Origin of the sequence: Streptomyces sp. NPDC005576 (assembly GCF_042871745.1) — a bacterium.
Lineage (GTDB): Bacteria > Actinomycetota > Actinomycetes > Streptomycetales > Streptomycetaceae > Streptomyces.
Map to the genome: position 1 here is coordinate 204143 of NZ_JBIAJC010000001.1, position 16725 is coordinate 220867.

The 16725-nt window shown below is 72.3% G+C and carries 12 protein-coding genes; 5 read left to right on the forward strand and 7 right to left on the reverse strand.

Features of this window, described 5'->3' with window-relative positions; all coding sequences use genetic code 11:
* Positions 1–65: 65 nt before the first annotated feature.
* Entirely contained in the window at positions 66–3644 is a 3579-nt protein-coding gene (locus ACFYPN_RS00965; RefSeq protein ID WP_389296360.1) for a BTAD domain-containing putative transcriptional regulator, read from the forward strand.
* A gap of 94 nt (positions 3645–3738) precedes the next feature.
* Here the strand turns inward: ACFYPN_RS00965 and ACFYPN_RS00970 are convergent, their stop codons facing one another.
* The 3 genes from ACFYPN_RS00970 to panB form a co-directional block, all read right to left on the reverse strand.
* Positions 3739–4587 carry an ABC transporter permease gene (locus tag ACFYPN_RS00970; protein WP_358765670.1) on the reverse strand — a complete coding sequence of 283 codons (849 nt, stop codon included), beginning with the start codon at positions 4585–4587 and terminating at the stop codon, positions 3739–3741.
* Positions 4584–5603, reverse strand: a complete 1020-nt coding sequence (locus ACFYPN_RS00975; RefSeq protein ID WP_358765672.1) for an ATP-binding cassette domain-containing protein — start codon at positions 5601–5603, stop codon at positions 4584–4586. Before ACFYPN_RS00975 ends, ACFYPN_RS00970 begins: the two co-directional genes overlap by 4 nt.
* A gap of 172 nt (positions 5604–5775) precedes the next feature.
* On the reverse strand, positions 5776–6663 hold the full coding sequence (gene panB, locus ACFYPN_RS00980; protein ID WP_358765674.1) for a 3-methyl-2-oxobutanoate hydroxymethyltransferase: 888 nt from the start codon (positions 6661–6663) through the stop codon (positions 5776–5778).
* 251 nt (positions 6664–6914) lie between these two features.
* On the opposite strand from panB, the gene ACFYPN_RS00985 reads away from it, so the two are divergent.
* The 4 genes from ACFYPN_RS00985 (at position 6915) to ACFYPN_RS01000 (ending at position 12369) form a co-directional block, all read left to right on the forward strand.
* Complete coding sequence (locus tag ACFYPN_RS00985; RefSeq protein ID WP_389296361.1) at positions 6915–8531, forward strand: MFS transporter; 1617 nt, start codon at positions 6915–6917, stop codon at positions 8529–8531.
* Between the two features lie 161 nt (positions 8532–8692).
* A complete protein-coding gene (locus ACFYPN_RS00990) occupies positions 8693–9481 on the forward strand; it encodes a TetR/AcrR family transcriptional regulator (RefSeq protein ID WP_389296362.1) in 789 nt (262 codons plus the stop codon).
* 237 nt (positions 9482–9718) lie between these two features.
* Complete coding sequence (locus ACFYPN_RS00995; RefSeq protein WP_389296363.1) at positions 9719–10744, forward strand: endonuclease/exonuclease/phosphatase family protein; 1026 nt, start codon at positions 9719–9721, stop codon at positions 10742–10744.
* Between the two features lie 398 nt (positions 10745–11142).
* Entirely contained in the window at positions 11143–12369 is a 1227-nt protein-coding gene (locus ACFYPN_RS01000) for an MFS transporter (RefSeq protein ID WP_358757898.1), read from the forward strand.
* 62 nt (positions 12370–12431) lie between these two features.
* Here ACFYPN_RS01000 and ACFYPN_RS01005 read toward each other — a convergent pair whose 3' ends face one another.
* The 4 genes from ACFYPN_RS01005 to ACFYPN_RS01020 all read right to left on the reverse strand — a co-directional run bounded on the left by ACFYPN_RS01005 (position 12432) and on the right by ACFYPN_RS01020 (position 16534).
* Complete coding sequence (locus ACFYPN_RS01005) at positions 12432–14201, reverse strand: NAD+ synthase (protein ID WP_389296364.1); 1770 nt, start codon at positions 14199–14201, stop codon at positions 12432–12434.
* A 144-nt stretch (positions 14202–14345) separates the two neighbouring features.
* Entirely contained in the window at positions 14346–14771 is a 426-nt protein-coding gene (locus tag ACFYPN_RS01010) for a CBS domain-containing protein (protein ID WP_358757902.1), read from the reverse strand.
* A gap of 312 nt (positions 14772–15083) precedes the next feature.
* Positions 15084–15836, reverse strand: a complete 753-nt coding sequence (locus ACFYPN_RS01015) for a DUF305 domain-containing protein (protein WP_358757903.1) — start codon at positions 15834–15836, stop codon at positions 15084–15086.
* Complete coding sequence (locus ACFYPN_RS01020) at positions 15833–16534, reverse strand: DUF3105 domain-containing protein (RefSeq protein ID WP_358757905.1); 702 nt, start codon at positions 16532–16534, stop codon at positions 15833–15835. The genes ACFYPN_RS01015 and ACFYPN_RS01020 overlap by 4 nt, the downstream gene beginning before the upstream one ends.
* Positions 16535–16725 lie beyond the last annotated feature (191 nt).

Sequence of the window (16725 nt, forward strand, 5' to 3'; positions counted from 1 at the left end):
CGCGAGCTATCGGAATATATCGGGTGGCTGTGCGAGCTCCGATCCCCTTCACGGACAATGGCCCCGTGCGCTACTGCATCCTCGGTACGACCCAGGTACTCCGCGACGACGGCACGACCGTCGCCCTCGGCGGGGCACGGCTGCGTGCCCTGCTCACCGTCCTCGCCCTGAGCCCCGGCCGGGCGGTGCCGGTGGCGGTTCTCGTGGACGAGGTCTGGGACGGTGAGCCGCCCGCGGACGCGCCGGGCGCCGTCCAGGCACTCGTGGGCCGCCTGCGCAGGGCGCTCGGCCGGGACGCCATCGCCTCCGACGAGAACGGTTACCGCCTCGCCGCCGGACCCGACGCGGTGGATCTGCACCGGTTCGAGCGGTTGACGGGGGAGGGGAGCCGGGCCCTGGAGGCCGGGGACGGCGCGAAGGCGCTCGACGACCTCGACGCGGCCCTCGCGCTCTGGCGCGGCCCCGCCTTCGCCGATCTGCCGGACCGCACCGCCGTCACCGCCCGCTGGGAGGCCCGGCGGCTCGCCGCGCGGCGCGCCCGGGGAAGCGCGTACCTCGTGCTCGGCCGCGCCGAGGAGGCGCTGCCCGAACTGGTCGCCCTCTGCGCCGACCACCCGCTGGACGAACCGCTCCAGGCGCTGCGCATCCGCGCCCTGCACCAGGTCGGCCGCACCGCGCAGGCCCTCGCCGCGTACGAGGAGGTGCGCACGCTGCTCGCCGCCCGGCTCGGTACCGATCCGGGCGCCGAACTGCGCGCGCTGCACGTGGAGTTGCTGCACCACGGCAGCGCTCCGCCGATCCGCCCGGTCCGCCCGGCCCGTGCCGGCGAGGGGCACGCGTTCCCGTCCCGACCGCTCGGACCCGACGTCCGGACGCCTGCGAGCGGCGTCCCGGAGGTCCCTACCGCGTCCGCCCGGCCCGGCGCCCCGTCGGCCGGGGCGCCGGCCCGCCCCGCCCCCGGCAACCTCCGGGCCCGGCTCACCAGCTTCGTCGGCCGGGAGTCGGACATCGCCGCGCTGCGCGAGGACCTGGGCCGGTCCCGGCTGGTGACGCTCCTCGGCCCCGGTGGCGCGGGCAAGACCCGGCTCTCGCAGGAGGCCGCCGAGGTGATCGCCGACGCCTGGCCGGACGGCGTCTGGATGGCCGAACTCGCCCCCGTGGACAGCCCGGAGGCCGTACCCGAGGCGGTGCTCTCCGCGCTCGACGCCCGCGAGACCGTGCTGCGAGGCGCCGGTGCGGAGGAGATGCGCGTCGCCGAAGGAAGCACGGCGACCCCTCTCGTGCGCCTCACCGAATACTGTTCCCGCCGCCGCATGCTCCTGCTGCTCGACAACTGCGAGCACGTCGTCGGCGCCGCCGCCGCGCTCGCCGACCACCTCCTCGCCCACTGCCCCCAGCTCACCGTCCTCGCGACGAGCCGCGAACCCCTGGGAGTACCCGGCGAGTTCGTCCGTCCGGTCGAACCGCTGCCCGATCCCATGGCGCTGCGCCTCTTCGAGGAGCGCGGCAACGCCGCCCGGCCGGGCTTCCGGAGCGACGCGGACCCGGCGACCGCCGCGGCCGGCGCCGAGATCTGCCGCCGCCTCGACGGCCTGCCCCTCGCCATCGAACTCGCCGCCGCACGGCTGCGGATGCTCAGCCCCCGGCAGATTGCCGACCGGCTGGACGACCGCTTCCGGCTGCTCTCCAGCGGCAGCCGCACCCTACTGCCCCGCCAGCAGACCCTCCGGGCGGTCGTGGACTGGTCCTGGGACCTGCTGGACACCGCCGAACGCGCCGTGCTGCGGCGGATGTCCGTCTTCGCGGGCGGCTGCTCCCTCGCGGCGGCCGAGGCCGTCTGCTCCCTGAGCGCGGGCGACACCGGCGGCACGCACGCCGGGATCACCGGACACGAGGAAGAGGTGGACTTCCGCGACGTCGCCGTGCTCCTCGGCTCGCTCGTCGACAAGTCCCTCGTCGTCGCGGAGGAGTCGGGTGACGGCGAGATGCGCTACCGGCTGCTGGAGACCGTGGGGGAGTACGCCTCCGAGCGCCTCGACGAGGCGGGTGAACGGACCGCCGTCGACCGCTGCCACCTCGTGTTCTACCGGGAGCTGGCGCGTACCGGGGGCCCCCGGCTGCGCGGCGCCGACCAGCCCGCCACCCTGGAGCTGTTCCGGCGCGAGTACGAGAACCTGCGCACCGCCTTCCGGCACGCGGCGGCCGTGGAGGACGAGCACGAGTGTCTCTGCATCGTGCTCTCCCTCGGCTGGTACTGGATGCTGCGCGACCTGCGCGACGACGCCCGCCAGTGGGCCGACACGGTGGCGGCGATGGGCCCCGATCCGTTCGCGCCGCCCGGTTCGCCCGCGCCCTCCCTGCACGAGCGGTGCACCGACAAGCCCCCGCCCATGGAGCCCGAACAGCTCCAGGAGGCGCGACGCGGGGCGCGGCTCATCCAGATCGCCAACATGGACCACGAGATGGACCTGTGGATGACCGAGGAGGGCATGGAGCGGCTGCGGATCATCGCCCGGACCTACCGGCCCGGTCAGCCGCAGACCTGCCGTTCGCCCGGCTCGCTCTGGATCTTCGCGGTCATCCTCACCGGGGAGACCGAGGAACTGAGCGGAGTGATGGACGAGACCGTGCGCGCCTGCCGTGAGCACGGCTACGAGTGGGAGCTCGGGGCGGCGCTCCAGACCCGGGCCAACCTGCTCGCCAACCGGGCCGAATCGACGTCGGCGGCCCGGGCCGACGCGGACGAGAGCCTGGAGATCTTCACCCGGCTCCAGGACGCCTGGGGTTCCGCCGAGGCGCTCGCCTCGCGCGGCGAGGCCAACGAGCAGGCGGGCGAGTACCGGGCGGCGGCCGACGACTACCTCGCCGCCGTGGAGTACGCCGAACAGCTCGGCGCGCAGTCGCAGGTCTCGGTGCTGCACACCCGGTACGCCAACGTCCTCTCGGAGACCGGCCGGACCGAGGAGGCGGAGGTCATCTTCCGCGAGATCATCGGCCTTGGCCCCACGGGCGCCGGGCACGAGGCGTCGCCCTTCGCCCGCATGCACCTGGGCATGCTCCTCGGCCGCACGGGGCGGGTCGCGGAGGCGCGCGAACAGATGGCGCTGCTGGCGGCGGAGTTCCACTCCCAGACGCTCGCCATCTTCGAGGGCTTCGTACTGGGCGTGGTGGCCTGGCTGGACAACCTCGAAGGGTTCTACGCGCGGGGCCTGGAGAACGCGATCGAGGCCGTGTCCCGGGCGAACGACCGGCTGGCGCAGATGGTCGCACCCCAGATGACCCCCATCCACCTCGTCTCGGCGGCCTGGGCACTGGCAGGGCTCGGCGGGGCGGAACGCGCCCGGGACGCGGCCCGGCTGCTCGGCGCGCAGGCCGCCCACCTCTCCCACCTGCACGTGCCCACCACGGTGGAGCGGCAGAACCTCGCGCGGGCCGAGGAAGCGGCGCGCACGGTGATCGGGGACGCGGCCTACGAGGCGGCGTACGCGGAGGGCGCCGGCCTCACCCTCGAAGAGGCCACCGCCCTGGCGACGGCCCACAGCGAGGCGGTCCACGGCGAGGCGGTCCACGGCGGGGCGGTCCACAGCGAGGCGGTCCACAGCGATGCGGCCCACGGCGAGGCGGTCCACGGCAGGGAGGCGTAGAACGAGCAGGTTCCCCTCCCCGGAGCCGTGGCGGCTGTCCGGGACGGGGAACCTCAGGGGTGTCGCGTGCTCGTCCGGTGTTCGCTCCCGGCCGTCAGCTCGCCTTGCGGAACTTGGCGACGGCGAGCGGCGCCATCACGACGGTGATGATGCCGGCCCAGGCGAGGGTCACCCAGACCGAGTGGGCGATCGGGCCGCCCATCATCAGGCCGCGCGCCGCGTCGGCGAGGTTCGACAGCGGGTTGTACTCGGTGAACGTCTGGAGCCAGCCCGGCATGGTCCGGGTCGGCGCGAAGATGGAGGATCCGAACTGCAGGGGCATCAGCACCAGCATTCCCGTCGCCTGGACCGCCTGGGCCGTCTTCATGGCCAGCCCGAGCAGGATGAAGATCCACATGATGGCGGCACCGAACACCGCCGAGAGCGCGACCGCTTCGAGCAGACCGAGGAACGAGGTCTGGATCTCCATGCCGAGCGCGAAGCCCATCGCCAGCAGGATGATGGTGGCGACCATCATCCGCCCCAACTCCACCACGATCTTCGCGATCAGCACCGAGGACCGGGCGATCGGCATCGTGCGGAACCGGTCCATGACGCCCTTGCGGAAGTCGTCGTTGACACCGGTGCCCACCGCGGAGGCGATGTTCATTCCCATCATGGCCATCAGACCGGGGATCAGGTAGTTGAGGTACTCCTCGCGGCCGCCGCCGAGGGAGCCGCCGACCGAACCGCCGAAGACGTACGTGAACAGCAGCGTGAAGATGACCGGCATCAGGAGCGCGTCGAACATCGACTCGGGGTCTTTTTTGATCTGGAGCAGGTTGCGCCGCGTCAGCGCCCCGATGTGGCGCAGATTGGCGCGCAGCCCGATCTTCCCCTCGTCGTTCACGGGCCGTACCGGCACCTGGCCGGTGGGGGACTTCGTCAGCGTCGTCGTACTCATGCGGCGACCTCCTCGTCGGTCGGAGCGGCGGCGGACGTGGACCTGCCGCCGGTGATGGCGAGGAACACCTCGTCCAGGCTGGGCAGTGCGGTGGCGACGTGGGCGAGCGGGAAACCGCGGGTGCCCAGCAGGCCGATGACGGCGGTCAGTTGCCCGTCGCTCAGGATCGGTACGTACAGCAGGCCCTCGTCCGGGACCGCCTGCGCCCCGGAGACACCGTCGAGACCGGTCTCGTGGAGGGCCCGCGCCATCGACGGGAGATCGGCCGGGTCGGAGGGGCGGATCTGGAGGGTCCGGCCGCCGACCTTCGCCTTCAGCTCGTCGACGCCGCCGCGGGCGATGATGCGGCCCTTGTCGATCACCGTCAGTTCGCTCGCGAGCTGCTCGGCCTCTTCCATGTACTGGGTGGTGAGCAGCACGGTCGACCCCTCGGCCACCATCCGCTGCACCTCGTCCCAGACCTCGTTGCGGGTACGCGGGTCGAGGCCCGTCGTCGGCTCGTCCAGATAGAGGACCGCGGGGCGGCCGATCATGGAGGCGGCCAGGTCGAGCCGGCGCCGCATACCGCCGGAGTAGTCCATCGCGGGGCGGCGGGCCGCCTCGGTGAGCGAGAACCGCTCCAGCAGCTCGTCCGAGCGGCTGCGGGCCTCCTTGCGGGACAGGTCCAGCAGCCGGCCGATCATGTAGAGGTTCTCCCAGCCGGAGAGCTTCTCGTCGACGGAGGCGTACTGGCCGGTCAGGCCGATGGTGCGGCGCAGCTGCCGGGGCTGCTTGAGCACGTCGTACCCGGCGACCGTCGCGTGGCCCGCGTCGGGCACGATCAGCGTGGAGAGAACGCGTACGAGCGTCGTCTTGCCCGCGCCGTTCGGGCCGAGAACCCCGAGCACGGTGCCCTCGCGCACGTCGAGGTCGACACCGTCCAGTGCCTTGGTGGTGCCGTAGTGCTTCACCAGCCCCCGTACTTCGATGGCGATTCCGCGCCCGGGGTTCATGTCGTTTCGTGTCATGTCCACCATGGGACCAGAGGCGGCCGACAGTTCACCGATATATCGCCGACAGGCATGCGTCAGCCCGCCGATGGGGGATGTCGGCGGGCTGACGGTGGTGCCGGAGGTGGCTGTGCGACCGGTGCGGCGGGTGGGGCTCGGCGCACCGGTCGGGCGGCGGGGGCGGAGACCGCCCGCGCCGTCAGTGGAAGGTGTGCTCCGGCGCCGGGAACGTGCCGCCGACGACCTCGCCCGCGAACTCCTTCGCCGCGTCACCCATGATCTGGCGCAGGTTCGCGTACTGCTTGGTGAAGCGCGGCACCTTGCCGCCCGTCAGGCCCACCATGTCGGTGTAGACGAGCACCTGGGCGTCCGTCCCGGCGCCGGCGCCGATGCCGACGGTCGGGATGTGCAGGGTGCTGGTGACCTCGGCGGCCAGCTCGGCCGGCACCAGCTCCAGGACGACGGCGAACGCCCCCGCGTCCTGCACGGCCTTGGCGTCGCGCAGCAGCCGGTGCGCGGACTCATCGCCGCGTCCCTGCACCCGGTAGCCCATGGCGTTGACCGACTGCGGAGTGAGGCCGATGTGGGCCATGACCGGGATGCCGGACTCGACCAGCAGCCGGATCTGCTCGTAGCTGCGCTCGCCGCCCTCCAGCTTCACGGCACCGACCCCGGCCTCCTTGACCAGCCGGGTGGCGTTGCGCAGCGCCTGGACGGCACCCTCCTGGTACGAACCGAAGGGCAGGTCGCCGACGACCAGGGCGCGCTTGGTGCCCCGTACGACGGCGGCCGACAGCATGGTGATCTCGTCCATCGTGACGGGCACGGTGGTCTCGTAGCCGAGGTGGCAGTTCCCCATGGAATCGCCGACGAGCAGGACCGGGATGCCGGCCTCGTCGAAGACGGAGGCGGTCATCGCGTCGTAGGCGGTCAGCATGGGCCACTTCTCACCGCGTGCGGTGGCGGCCGCGATGTCGTGGACGGTGATGCGGCGGGTGCTCTTGCCTCCGTACAGCGCCTTGCTGCTGTCGGAGGGGGAGGGCCCGGTGGGCTGGGCGGACTGATTCTGCGCAGCGTTGAGCGACATGGCCAACGGCTCCTTCGTCATCTCGAGGCACCCTGACGGCGTCCCCGGATCCCTCCCATGGTTGCATCCTCCGGTGGTGCGCGGGAAGTGGGCCCACGGGGCGCCTTCCGCCGGACCCCGTCCGGGAGGCCGGTCCGCGCCGGTGGCCGGGGGCGCACCGGTCCCCCCAGTGGCCTGGTTGCGCGGAGGAGAAGAGTAAAGACTTTACAATACGAGACGGTCTCGTATCGAAATGCCGCTACGCTCTTCCCATGTCCATACCGTCCGGCGCGCCTGGCGCCGTGTCCCGTGTCCCGGAGGCGGTCCACCGCCGCCGTTGGGCCATTCTCGCCGTGCTCATGTTCAGCCTGCTCATCGTAGTGCTGGACAACTCGATCCTGAACGTCGCGGTCAAGACGATCGCCAGTCCCGCGCCGGACGGAATCGGCGCCACCCAGAGCGAGCTGGAGTGGGCGATCAACTCCTACACGCTCGTCTTCGCCGGCCTGCTCTTCACCTCGGGGCTGCTCGGCGACCGGCTCGGCCGCAAGCGGGTGCTGCTCTTCGGCATCTCCGTCTTCGTGGTGGGCTCCGCGCTCGCCGCCTTCTCCGACTCGCCGGGCCAGCTCATCTCCTGGCGCGCGGTGATGGGCCTCGGCGCGGCCTTCGTGATGCCGGCCACCCTCGCCATCCTGATGAACGTCTTCGAGCCCGACGAGCAGCCCCGCGCCATCGGTATCTGGGCCGGCGGCGTCGGCCTGGGCATCGCCATCGGCCCGATCACCGGCGGACTCCTGCTGGAGCACTTCTGGTGGGGCTCGATCTTCCTCGTCAACGTGCCGGTGGGCGTGGTCGCCCTGATCGCGATGGTGATCCTCGTACCGGACTCGCGCGACCCGAAGCCCGGCAAGCTCGACCCGGTCGGCGTCGTCCTGTCCATCGTGGGCCTCGTCCTGCTCGTCTACGGCATCATCCGGGGCGGCGAACTCGCCGACTTCACCGACCTCACGGTGCTCGCCCCGGTCCTCGGCGGCGTGGTCGTCCTGACCGCCTTCGTCCTCTACGAGAAGCGCACCGCACACCCCGCGCTCGACGTCTCCCACTTCAAGAAGCCGGCGTTCTCCGCCGCCGTCGCCGCCATCGCGCTGGTCTTCTTCGCGCTGATGGGCGTCACCTTCTTCTCGGCGTTCTACCTCCAGAGCGTGCGCGGTTACTCCGCGCTCCAGTCCGGACTGCTGGTCCTGCCGCTCGCCGCCGCACAGATGATCTTCTCGCCGCGCGCCCGGATCGTCGTCCAGCGCTTCGGCGTCCGTGCGGTCTGCACCGTCGGCATGATCCTGGTCGGCGCGGGCCTCGCCGCCTTCGCGACCTTCGACGCCGACACGCCCGTCTGGGTGCTGTGCGTGGTCTTCTTCGTGCAGGGCACCGGGATGGCGCACATCATGCCGCCGGTCACCGTCGCCATCATGCAGACGCTGCCCCGCGAGAAGGCGGGCGCGGGCTCCGCCATCAACAACACCTTCCGCCAGGTCGGCGGGGCACTCGGCATCGCGGTGCTCGGCTCGGTGCTCTCCACCGTCTACCGGGGCGACATCGAGGGACACCTCTCGGCCGTACCGGCCGGCGCCCGGGACGTCGCCGGAGAGTCGATCGAGGCCACGCTCGGCGTCGCCGCGAAGCTCGGCCCGGCCGGCAAGCCGCTCGCCGCGGCGGCCGCCGACGCCTTCATCAGCGCCATGCACGTCGCCGCCCTCGGCTCCGCCGCCATCGCGCTGGCCGGCGCCGTGGTCGTCGCGCTGTTCCTGCCCGGCAAGCCCGCCGCCGGGCCCCGGCCGCAGGCCCCCGAGCAGTCCGCGCCCGTACCGGCCGAACAGGGCCGGAAGGGCTGACCCCGAGGACCGGCCCGGGTCCCCGCCGGCGTTATGCCCGGGGGCCCGGGCCTTCGCGGTCCCCGGGCGGCCGGAGCCGCGCCGGGGCCCGAGGGGAAGGAGGGGGTCCGGTCGGCGAGAATTGGCGCAGCGGTCGAACGGGCGAGGAGAGGCGGAATCAGGTGCGGCATCAGCAGCACGGGCGTGGCCCGGAGCAGGGGCCCGAGCAGGACCCGGAGCAGGGCTCACCACCAGGTCCGCCGCAGGGCCCTGAGCAGCGTGCGGCCCAGGACCCGGAGCACGCGCGGGCCCACGAGCACGACCGTGGCCCGGGTGGCCCGGGGCGCCCCCGCAGCGCCGCCGCCGAACGGGCCATCCTGGACGCCGTCATCTCCCTCCTGGAGGCCGGCGAACCGCTCGCCGGCCTCTCCATCGAACGCATCGCCCGTACCGCCAAGGTCGGCAAGGCCACCATCTACCGCCGCTGGAACGGCAAGGAAGAGCTCTTCCTCGACGTACTGCGTGACATGGAACCGCCGGACCCCGTCGTCTCCGGCACCGCGGGCCTCGCCGACCTGCGCGTACTCATGGAGTCCCAGCGCACCCGGGGGCTGGCGCAGCGCTCCTCGGTCCTGCTGCACAACGTGTTCGTGCAGATGAAGAGCCACCCCCGGCTCTGGACCGAGTACCAGGAGACCGTCGTCGCGCCGCGCCGGGTCGCGATGCTCGACGCGGTCCGCCGGGCCGTCGACGCGGGCGAGCTGCGGGCCGACCTCGATGTGGAGCTGATGAACGACCTCTTCATCGGCGCGATGCTCGTACGGACGCTGCACCGCCGCGACGCGCCGCTGCCCGAGGACCTGGTCGACCGGGTCATGGACGCCCTGATGCAGGGCCTGGGCCCGACCGCGCAGGGCGGCCCCGCGGGGCCGGGCCCCTCCGGCGCGTCCGGTCCCTCCGGCGACCGCTGACCCTCCCGGCCCCGCCGCCACCCGTCCCGGCGGGTGCGGCAGCGGACGCGCCGGACCGGACGGCCGGAAATGAGGGGTCCGTCACAGGCCCGGACGGCTCGGCACAAAGCGGAACCCATGGTCCCGTTCCGGTCGTCCTTCTCTCCGTGCCGCCGACACGGGCGGAGGGAAAACGGCCGCCGATCCCCTAGGGTCGGGGGCGCGGCGACATGCAGGGCAACGCAGTGAGGAAGCGCGATGGTGCAGGCGTACGGAGCGGACACCGGCAACGACAACGCGGAGCCGCCGCGCGCCGGCTCCCGCTTCCGGGCCCGGCTGGACCGCTTGAAGGCGGACCGGGGTATCTGGCGGCGCGGCATCCTGCTCGCGGTCTGCTCGGTCCTGGTGACGCTGGTGATGGTCTTCCACGCCGAGATCCCGAACCGGCTCGGCAACCTGGGCAGCCTGACCGAGACCTTCCTGCCGTGGATCGGCGTCGTCCTCCCCGTCCTGCTGCTGCTCGGCGTCGTACGGCGCTCGGCGACCGCACTCGTCGCCCTGCTCCTGCCCCTGGTGGTGTGGCTCAATCTCTTCGGCGGCCTGCTGCTCGACGACAAGTCCGGCCCCGGCGGCAACCTCACCGTCGCCACGCACAACGTGAACGCGGGCAACCCCGATCCCGCCGGGACCGCCGAGCAGGTGGCCGGCTCCGGCGCGGACGTGGTGGCGCTCCAGGAACTGCCGAGCGGTCAGGTCGCCGCGTACGAGAAGGCGCTCGACGGTCACTACCCGTACCACTCGGTCCAGGGCACGGTCGGCCTCTGGAGCAAGTACCCGCTCAGCAGTACCCGGCCCGTCGACATAAAGATGGGCTGGGTCCGGGCCATGCGCTCCACCGTCACCGCCCCCGGCGGCAAGGTCGCCGTGTACGTCGCCCACCTGCCGTCCGTCCGCGTCAAACTGCACGCCGGGTTCACCGCCAACCAGCGCGACAACAGCGCCGACGCCCTCGGCGAGGCCATCTCCGACGAGCCGCTGAGCCGGGTCGTCCTGCTCGGCGACCTCAACGGCACCATGAACGACCGCTCCCTGAAGGCCGTCACCTCGCAGATGCGGTCCACCCAGGGCGCCGCGGGCGACGGCTTCGGCTTCAGCTGGCCCGCCTCGTTCCCGATGGCCCGGATCGACCAGATCATGGTCAGGGGCGTGGAGCCGATGTCCTCGTGGACGCTCGCCGCGACCGCCAGCGACCATCTGCCGGTCGCCGCCCGCGTCCAGCTCTGAGCGCGTCCGCCCGTGCGCGCCTCCTGGCCTGAGCGTGGTGGGCTCCGAGCGCGGTCGGCTCTGACCGCGGTCGGCTTTGACCGCGTGCGGCGCGCTGGCCAGGGGGGCCGCACGCGGGCCGGGGCGGGTCCGGCCGACGCCCGGACCCCACTCCGCGGAAACGACCCGTTCACCTCCAGGAACAGATCGTCTGCCACACTTTGTTCAGGCTGCTGACTGAGCATGCCCGGCAGAGCCGCCGGAGCATCGCGGGTCCGTCTCTCCGACTCCGTCCGCCCTTCTCCCCGCCCGGTCCGCGTGCACGTCCGCGCGGCCGACCGCTCCGCCACGTCCCCGCACGGTCACCACGTCCACGTGGGACGCAGGCGCGCGCCCTCCTGCTGAAAGGTTTTTTCCCCATGCCTCTGGCCTTGCTCGCCCTGGCTGTGAGCGCCTTCGGCATAGGCACCACCGAGTTCGTGATGATGGGGCTGCTGCCCAACGTCGCGGACGACCTGGGTACCTCCGTACCCACCGCCGGTTACCTCGTCTCCGCCTATGCGATCGGCGTCGTGCTCGGTGCCCCGCTGCTCACCGCTCTCGGCTCCCGCCTCCCGCGCAAGCGGATGCTCCTGCTGCTGATGTCGCTCTTCATCCTCGGCAACGCCGCCTCCGCCTTCGCCCCCGGCTTCGGCTGGCTCGTCGCGGGCCGCCTGATCGCGGGCCTGCCGCACGGCGCCTTCTTCGGCGTCGGCGCGGTCGTCGCCGCCCGCCTGGTCCCGGAGGGCCGTCAGGCGCGGGCCGTCGCCACCATGTTCCTCGGTCTGACCGTGGCCAACATCGTGGGTGTGCCGGCCGCGACCCTGCTCGGCCAGCACCTCGGCTGGCGGGCGACGTTCGTCGTGGTGGCCGTGATCGGACTGGTCGCCCTGGCCGCCCTGGCCCGGCTGATCCCGCAGATCCCGGTCGCCGAGCACCAGGACGTACGCCACGAACTGCGCGCGCTCCGCAACCGGCAGGTGATCCTCGGGCTGCTCACCGCCGTCTTCGGCTTCGCGGGCGTCTTCGCCGTGTACTCGTACCTCTCGTCCATGACCACCGAGGCGATGGGCTTCGGTGAGTCCTCGGTCACCCTCGTGCTGGCCCTGTTCGGCATCGGCATGACCGTCGGCGCCCTCGCCGCCGGACCGCTCACCGACCGCGCGCTGCGGCCGACGCTCTTCGGCTCGCTGGCGGCGCTCACCGTCGTCCTGCTGCTCTTCCCGCTCACGGTGCACGTGAAGTGGCTGGCGCTGGTGATGGTGGTCCTGCTCGGAGCGGTCGGCTTCATGACGACGACCCCGCTCCAGATGCTGGTGATGCGCAAGGCGAAGGACGCCCCCACGCTGGCCTCCGCCTCCAACCACTCCGCCTTCAACCTCGCCAACGCGGGCGGCGCCTGGCTCGGCGGTGCGGCCATCTCGGCGGGCTGGGGGTGGACCTCGCCCGCACCGGTCGGTGCCGCGCTCGCCCTCGCCGGCCTCGGTATCGCGGTCACCGCGACCGTCCTGGACCGCGACCGCGCCACACCGTCCCGGGTCGTCGCGGGCGGCTCGGACCTGCCGACGACCAGCCGGGAGACCGTACGGAGCGCGCCGGGGGAGTGAGGCCGGGAGCGCGCCACGGCGCCCCGCCCGTCGCCGCGCCGGACGGGCCGGCGCCCTCCCGCCTACGGAAGGCGCTTCCCGGGCGCCTCGCGCCAGTGGTTCGTGACCGGCAGCCGCCGGTCCTTGCCGAACCCCTTCGGGGAGATCTTCGTGCCCGGCGGGTACTGCCGCCTCTTGTACTCGGCGGCGTCGACCAGCCGCAGCGTCCGCACCACCAGCTCCTCGTCGAAACCCGCCGCGACGATCGCCTCCCGGCCCTGGTCGCGGTCGACGTACAGCTCCAGGATCCGGTCCAGCACCTCGTAGTCGGGCAGTGAATCGGTGTCCACCTGCCCGGGCCGCAGTTCGGCGCTGGGCGGCTTGGTGATCGACGCCTCGGGGATCGGCGGGGTCTGCCCGCGCTCCTCGGCGGCCCGGTTGCGCCACTTCGCCAGCCGGAAGACCGACGTCTTGTACACGTCCTTGATCGGCCCGTACGCCCCGACCGAATCCCCGTAGAGCGTCGAGTAACCCACCGCCAGCTCGGACTTGTTGCCCGGCGCGAGCACGATCTGCCCCTCCTGGTTGGAGATCGCCATCAGCACCGTGCCGCGCAGCCGTGACTGGAGGTTCTCCTCGGCGAGTCCGGTGAGCTCCAGCGACCCCATGTACGCGTCGAACATCGGCGCGATGGATACGGTGCGGTAGTTCAGCCCCGTACGCCGCGCCAACTCGGCCGCGTCGTCCCTGGAATGGTCCGAGGAGTACTTCGACGGCATGGAGACGCCGTACACGTGCGCGGGGCCCAGCGCGTCGCAGGCGAGGGCCGCGACGAGCGCCGAGTCGATACCTCCGGAGAGCCCGACCAGCACGCTGCTGAAACCATTCTTCGTGGCGTAGGCGCGCAGCCCCACGACCAGCGCGGAGTACAGCTCCTCGTCGTCGTCTAGCCGCTCGGCGTACCCCCCGGCCAGTTCGGGGGCGTACGGCGGGAGCGGCTCCCCGGAGAGGACGACGTGGTCGATCCGGAGTCCGTCGTTCACCTCGCCGGACGGCGGTTCGGCCGAGGCGGCCGGCAGTTCGAGATCGAGGATCACGCTCCCCTCGGCGAACTGCGGTGCGCGGGCGATGACTTCGCCCTCCGCGTCCACCACGATCGAATCGCCGTCGAAGACCAACTCGTCCTGGCCGCCCGTCATCGCCAGGTACGCGGTGGTGCAACCGGCTTCCCGCGCCCGCCTGCTGACCAGTTCGAGACGGGTGTCGTCCTTGTCCCGCTCATAGGGAAAGGCGTTGATCGACAGCAGCAGTCCCGCGCCCGCCGCGCGGGCCGCCGGCACTCGGCCGCCGTCCTGCCAGAGGTCCTCGCAGATGGCGAGCGCCACATCGATGCCGCGCACCCGCACGACCGGCATCGAATCGCCCGGGACGAAGTACCGGAACTCGTCGAACACCCCGTAGTTGGGCAGATGGTGCTTGGCGAAGTTCAGCGCGATCCGCCCCCGGTGCAGCACCGCCGCCGCATTGCGCGGCGAACCCGCCGGCTGCCCGTACCGGGGAGCGGCGTGCGCGGAACGGTCGAGGTGGCCGACGATCACCGGCAGTTCGCCGAAGCCCTCCGCGTCGAGCCGGGCGGCGAGCGCGCGCAGCGCGGAACGCGAGGCTTCGACGAAGGACGAGCGCAGGGCCAGGTCCTCCACCGGATAGCCGGTCAGCACCATCTCGGGGAAGGCGACGAGGTGGGCGCCCAGCTCGGCCGCGTGCCGGGTCCAGCGGACGATCGCCTCGGCGTTGCCGGTGAGGTCGCCGACCGTCGAGTCGATCTGATTGAGGGCGAGGCGTAGTTGAGGCACGCCCGCAGTGTAATCGTCTTTCTGACGCGATGTCCCGGAGGGGCCCGATTCCGTTTCCACGGGGGACTGTTGGCGGTGTGCGGGCGGGCGTCCCCGCGGACGGCGGTTCCCGCAGGCGGCCGTTCCCGGAGCCGGTCGCGCCGGTCAGGCCCGCGCGTACACCCGGCCCACCCAGTCGGCCAGCTGCGCCTCACTGAGGTGCTGCGCCAGGTCCGCCTCACTGATCATGCCGATCAGCTTCTTGTTCTCGACCACCGGGAGCCGCCGGATGCGGTGCGCCTGCATCTCCTCCAGCACCGCGTCCACTCCGGCCCCGGAGTCGATCCAGCGCGGTGTCCCGTGGCAGAGGTCGCCCGCCGTCACCTGCGACGGGTCGTGGCCGCTCGCCACGCAGCCGACCACGATGTCCCGGTCGGTGATGATCCCGACCATCCGGTCCTCGGCGCCCTCCGCCGAGACGGGCAGCGAGCCCACGTGGTGGTCGCGCATCAGCTGGGCGGCCCGGTCGAGCGTCTCGTGTGCCGGAATCCAGGTGGCGCCGGGATGCATGATGTCCTTCGCCGTGGTCATGATGTTCCTCCCGCAGGGTGATCGGTGTCTTAGTGGCCCGAACCTGGGTGGCCCGAACCTGAGTGGCCCGAACCTTGGTGGTCCGTGCCTTGGTGGTCCGTGCCTGAGCAATCCGTGCCTGAGCAATCCGTGCCTGAGCACGTGCCGCACGTCCCCGAGTCCACCCTCCATCGTCCTCGGAGGCACGCTCCGGTGCCGATCGATATCACCCATTCGAGTGAGTGCGGAAAGTGAGCCGCCCCTCACCCGTCCGTGGGCGCAGGGCCGTACGGGCGAGTGAAGGGCTGGTGCGGGGCGTCTGCGGGGGTGGCTTCAGGCGCGGGGACGGGCTCCCCGCTCGGCCAGCAGGTCCGCCATCAGCTTCAGCTCGGCCCCCTGGGCGTCCACCATGCCCTGGGCGAGCCGCCGCTCGGCCGGGACCGCGCACCGTTCCGCGCAGCTTTGGGCCATGGCGATGCCGCCCTTGTGGTGGTCGGTCATCAGCTGGAGGTAGAGCACCTCGGCGTCCCGTCCCCGCGCGGCGCCGAGCCGCTTCAGCTCGGCTTTGGTGGCCATGCCGGTCATCGGTCCGGCGGCGTCCGGGTGGGCCGCACCGTGACCCATTCCCTCCATCCCCTCCGTTCCCTCCATGAGGTCCGTCGTGTCCTCCGCATCCATCCACGCCATGGGCCGGCCGGTCGCGGCGATCTTCGGCAGTCCCCACAGATCGAGCCAGCCCAGCAGCATCCCGCGCTGGCCGGCCTGGGTGTGGGCGATGTCGTACGCCAGGCGGCGCACATCCTCGTCGCGCGTACCGTCACGCACCACGAAGGACATCTCCACCGCCTGCTGATGGTGGACGGCCATGTCCTGCGCGAACCCGGCGTCCGCCGAATCCACCGCCGGCAGCCCCTGCCCCGGCGCCGAACCCTGCCCGTACCCCTGCGCCTGCTCCTGGCCGTGCTCCGCACCGCCGGAGCGGGCGGTCACGACCGCCGCCGTACCGCCTCCGACCAGCGCCGCGATCGCCAGTGCACCTGCCGCCACCCAGCGCGGGCGCGTCCGCCGTGCCGTGCCGCCGCTCATCGGGGAGCCGCCAGTCCACCGGTGCAGGGCGCGCCGGGCTCCGGGGTCTGCGGGCCCTGGACGTGCGCGGCGAGGAACCTGCCCACCCGCTCGTCGTCGGGACCGTCCACCGTGAGCTGCTTTCCCCAGGCGCTGAGCGTGATGGCGCCCGACTGGCCGGGATAGGGGCTGAGCAGGGTGAACGGGGTCGCCCCCACTCGGCCGGCCAGCTTGCGCACCGCGGCTTTCGACGCGCTGCCGTTGTACGTGATCCACACCGCGCCGTGCTCCAGGGAGTGCACGGCGTTCACATCGGCGAGCGGGGTTTTGTATACGTCGCCGTCGCAGTTCATCCACGTCGGGTTGTGGTCCCCGCCCACCGGAGGCGTCATCGGGTAATGGACCGCACGGGTCACGTGGTTGCGGGTGAGCTTGCGGGCGTCCCAGGACTTCTCGCCCTCGATCGCCTGGCCCGACGCCGTACCTCCCGCCCGCGCGGGATCGGTCCCGCCGGGCTTGGAGTCCGCGGCCGCGGCGGCCATGAGGCCGGCCCGCGACCCCGGACCGGCCAGCAGCGTGGAGCCGCCGAACCCCACCAGACCTGCGACGACGGCCACGCCGACCGCTATGGCCACGAGCCGTCCGCGCCCCGCGCGGCGCCGCTGGGGGAGCGGAGCCGGGTGCGTCTGGACCTGCGGAGGCTGCGGGGGGAGGCTCATGAGATCGAGTCCTTCTGGGAGGAGCCGGGAGGGAGTGAACGAGTCGGAAGAACCCCTGTGCGAGAGTCGGTCACGCATGCGGCCGTCCCCCAGCACATCGGGGCCGCTGATCGTAGTGGGTGGCCGCGTGCTCTCTCTCACACCGTGTGCGTAATCTGGGTGAAATCCCGGCTCGTGATACTGGAGTGACT

Coding starts and splice junctions, on each gene's coding strand:
- ACFYPN_RS00985 (WP_389296361.1), top strand. CDS start 6,915: ATGTCCATACCGTCCGGCGCGCCTGGCGCCGTGTCCCGTGTCCCGGAG.
- ACFYPN_RS01010 (WP_358757902.1), bottom strand. CDS start 14,771: ATGACCACGGCGAAGGACATCATGCATCCCGGCGCCACCTGGATTCCG.
- ACFYPN_RS00975 (WP_358765672.1), bottom strand. CDS start 5,603: ATGGTGGACATGACACGAAACGACATGAACCCCGGGCGCGGAATCGCC.
- ACFYPN_RS01000 (WP_358757898.1), top strand. CDS start 11,143: ATGCCTCTGGCCTTGCTCGCCCTGGCTGTGAGCGCCTTCGGCATAGGC.
- ACFYPN_RS00995 (WP_389296363.1), top strand. CDS start 9,719: ATGGTGCAGGCGTACGGAGCGGACACCGGCAACGACAACGCGGAGCCG.
- ACFYPN_RS00970 (WP_358765670.1), bottom strand. CDS start 4,587: ATGAGTACGACGACGCTGACGAAGTCCCCCACCGGCCAGGTGCCGGTA.
- ACFYPN_RS01020 (WP_358757905.1), bottom strand. CDS start 16,534: ATGAGCCTCCCCCCGCAGCCTCCGCAGGTCCAGACGCACCCGGCTCCG.
- ACFYPN_RS01015 (WP_358757903.1), bottom strand. CDS start 15,836: ATGAGCGGCGGCACGGCACGGCGGACGCGCCCGCGCTGGGTGGCGGCA.
- panB (WP_358765674.1), bottom strand. CDS start 6,663: ATGTCGCTCAACGCTGCGCAGAATCAGTCCGCCCAGCCCACCGGGCCC.